Source organism: Algoriphagus algorifonticola, from assembly GCF_007655305.1.
Taxonomy (GTDB): domain Bacteria; phylum Bacteroidota; class Bacteroidia; order Cytophagales; family Cyclobacteriaceae; genus Algoriphagus; species Algoriphagus algorifonticola.
On record NZ_VLOG01000033.1, the window covers coordinates 1,583 to 5,256 of the forward strand.

Here is a 3,674-nt window from a genome sequence, read left to right on the forward strand (position 1 = left end):
TCATGAGTAAATATGTATTATGACCAAGTTTGAGAAAAAGCCCGGGGGTGGCTAAACCATAAACCGGGGAGATGAAAGAGAAAAGCTTTATCCATTTCCCTTTTACCCCAGGGCATGCTATCAGAAGGAGGCCCTCATCCCCACAGCAATAGATCTTAAATTTTGAACTGTTTGAAAATCAGGATCCGGAAGAACTTTGCTGGCTTTCCAAAGTATTCCAAGATTATTGATATAGAGATAAGTTTCCAGACCATTCAAGCCCAATAAAGAGGATTTTTGTGCATTCCAGGAATAAGCCAACCGGATATCCTGAAAGCGGATGTGATCTCCTTTTTCCACCAAAGCCCCACTGCTGAGATAAAATCCGTTCATCAAAGGGTTGACTGTTCCCGGGTCTGCAGGAACTTCTGTGGTACGCTCGTCCCCTGGCTGCCTCCATCTTCTCTCATAATCCGCGTGACCAAAGCCTCCCCGATTAATGTCTACGTAATCCACTCCTGCTCTTTTGACAAAGTAGCCCAAACGGTAGGTAATATTGGCCGATAGACTGAATCCTTTATAGCCCAGGGTATTTCTGAAAGAACCAAACTGGGTTGGCCTTCCAGCCCCGTGAAATTGGATATTTTCAGGGGTTGCTTCGGCATAAATAGCCGCATACTCCCGACTTGGCTCTCCGTCTAAAATTCCCAGGGGAGCTCCGTCATTGGGGTCCAAACCCGCAAATTCAAAACTGTAAATAGAAAACAATGGTCTTCCTACGGCTGGAGTAGGCAATGCGGGTGTATAATTGATCAGCTGATTGGCAGTCGGTAAATTATCCACCTCAATCACCTGATCTTTTAAAATGCTGTGAAAGAAATTGGTTTCCCATTGAAAGGCCCCCTTACTGTTGACTGTATTCAAAACCAGATCCCAGCCTTTGGTCAGGGTTGAAGCATAATTGAGAGTAGCCGAAGTAAACCCCGAGGAAATAAAAATGGGGATATTTCCCAAAAGGTCCAGTCCCTTTTTCTGGTAGTATTCTACCGATCCCGCAACCCTCGAAGCAAGGAATTCAAAATCCAATCCTGCATTGATAATTTTGATCCGCTCCCATCGAAGCTCAGGGTTGGGTGGTGTTTCCACTCCCAAAAATGGCCGGCGTGTAATCAGGTTTTGGGCGGCCACAAACCTTCTAGCAGTAGAAACTGCCGTTGCATTGGGATTGGTATTTCCGTTAAAACCATAACTGAGTCGAAGTTTGGCAAAATCCACCCATTGGCTTGATGCCATAAAATTTTCTTCCGATAGGATCCAGCCCATCCCTGCTGACCAAAGCGGAACCGACTTCTGATTGGTATTTACACCAAAAAGATTGGATGCATCCATTCGAAAACTGCCATTGATCAAATATTTATCCTTATAGGAATACCCCAAGTTGGCAAAACCTGACACAAAACGGTTGACCCTTCCTCCGAATTCCTCTGTAAATGGAATATTTCTGGAAAGGCTGGAGCCTTGGTTGACAAAACGTGTGAGGTAATCAACCGGAAGCGAGGAACCATTTTCTGCGAAATATCCATAAGAGGTATTGCCATACAATTCAGACTGAAAATCCTTCAGTTCTCCTCCTCCAAATACGTTCAGACGGTGATTCGTCCAGTTTTTTTGGTAATTGACCTGGGTCCGGAGGGTATGACTATAGGAATCCGAAATCCGCTGATCCAGGGTTCCGCCCAGCGGAATGGGCAATTCCAATTCCCCATTTCCCACCGGCTGGGCAAAAGAATTGATCAAATGGCGGGCTGCATAGGAATCGGGGGAATTATGGGTCGTGTTTTGATTCCTATTAGTCCAATATTGGTAATTGGTTGACCATTCCAGTCCTTTTGTTAGTTGATAATTTGCCGTGGCAAAGAGTCGGAGGTCTTGGGATCTGTTGACAGTGCTACTTTTTCCTATCTCTTCCATGGGGACATATGCCCAGGACAGTGGAAGTAAGTCTTTGACAGAATTTTTAAAACGAATGCTGTAATCTCTGTAAACTTCCTGTGGATTACCTTCACCGTCAAGCAGTCTTTCATATGGGTAGAGCCCTGCAACCTGAGGCATGCCATTATAGGAATCGCTTTGTACCCAATAGGCCCCGGTCTGAATCCTAAATTTATCTTTGGCCAGTTTCCAGCTTTGCTGGGTAGAAAGGGTCAATCTTGAAAAATCGGAGGCTATTTCCGAACTCAGGTTTTTGTCATACCCTATACTCACCTGATAATTGTGATTGGTTCCTCCCCCACTCACATTGAGTGCATGCTGTTGCTGGCTGGCAGGACGGGTCAGATATTGGTCGATGTCTCTTCTGATATCTGCATTGCGGAACTGCTCAAGGGCGGCATCTCGCTCCTGGGCTGAAATCTGTCCCTGCTCAAAGGCGTAAAGGGTTTCGGCTAGTGGAGGAATTACGGGATTTCTTCGGTTTCTGATCAGACTGCCAAATGCTCCGTTTTCATACAACTCGGATTGTTTGTCGATCAGGGAATTGATGGACATTTTAGGATCGTAGAAGGGATCGGCTCGCTGGAAGGTAGTCAGGTTGGAAGTGAAATTGACCTGTATGGGCTTATTGAACGAACCCTTTTTGGTGGTAATCACAATCACCCCATTCCCTGCTCTAGCTCCCCAAATCGAAGCAGCTGCTGCATCCTTCAAAACGGTAATACTGGCTACATCATTTGGATTGATACTGGAAAGGGGGCCGTCATAAGCCAGATTATCGACCACTATCAGGGGCTCAGCCGATGATATCAAGGTAGCCGTTCCCCGAATGGAAATACTTTCTCCCGATTCCCGGCCACTGATATCTCTGTTAAAGATCAAACCGGGAGTCAGGTCTTCCAATCGGTCGATCAGGTTGGTCGAGACTCTCCGGTCCACCAGATCCTGATCTAATCCCACAAATGAACCGGTAGATCGGGAAAGCGGGAGCTCCTGAAAGCCCGTGGAAACCACCGTGACTTCCTGCAGGTTTAAGTCCAAACTTTCCAGCAGGATATTCAAAGTTGTTTGGTTTTCCCCAAGGAGAATTTCTCGGCTCTGATAGCCGATGTAGCTGACTAATAGGATGGCTTCCCCATTAGGAATAGGGAGCGTAAATTTCCCCTCATCATCCGATACGGTCCCGACCGTAGTTCCTTTTAGAATCAGATTGACTCCCGGTAAAGGGGATAGATCCTTGGCATCCAGGGTGTTTCCCTGGATTTCTCGTTCTTTTTCCTGGGCCATGGCCCTGCCAAAAATCAGGAACAAAGCCACCAGGAGAGTCAGTGTGTGGGTAAGGTTAGATTTCATAAACTGGTATTGGTATTAGTGGATAATTCATCGTTAAATTTTTTCCGGAATTCCTGAAGGAGTTCTTCCTTCGTTTCCCCCAAGGGTTTGATGTCAAAAGAGAGAATCCTTGAATCTCTATCCAGCAACATTACCCGGGGAAAGGAGGTAATTTCATAGAGCTCCTTCCATCGTTCTTTGGAAATTCCCCTGAGATTGAAATTAGGGATGGAAGGATCCGAGTACTTGGAGATTCGTTCTTTCCACAGATCAGAATCCTCATCTACTGATATGGCTATCAGTTTGATCCCCTCAGCCTCTAGCTCCTGATAGAGTGGGAACAGGTAGTTTTTAAAGTAGCTGGCACTGTG

2 protein-coding genes are annotated in these 3,674 nt (G+C 46.0%); both read right to left on the minus strand.

Annotated elements, in window-relative coordinates; all coding sequences use genetic code 11:
* Positions 1–120: 120 nt before the first annotated feature.
* Positions 121–3,324: a SusC/RagA family TonB-linked outer membrane protein gene (locus tag FL972_RS07120; RefSeq protein ID WP_144604359.1), complete on the minus strand. Its 3,204-nt coding sequence runs from the start codon at positions 3,322–3,324 to the stop codon at positions 121–123.
* A partial coding sequence (locus FL972_RS19400) for a thioredoxin-like domain-containing protein (protein ID WP_222116011.1) occupies positions 3,321–3,674 on the minus strand: 354 nt, incomplete at its 5' end. The genes FL972_RS07120 and FL972_RS19400, both read right to left, overlap by 4 nt.

Coding starts and splice junctions, on each gene's coding strand:
- FL972_RS07120 (WP_144604359.1), bottom strand. CDS start 3,324: ATGAAATCTAACCTTACCCACACACTGACTCTCCTGGTGGCTTTGTTC.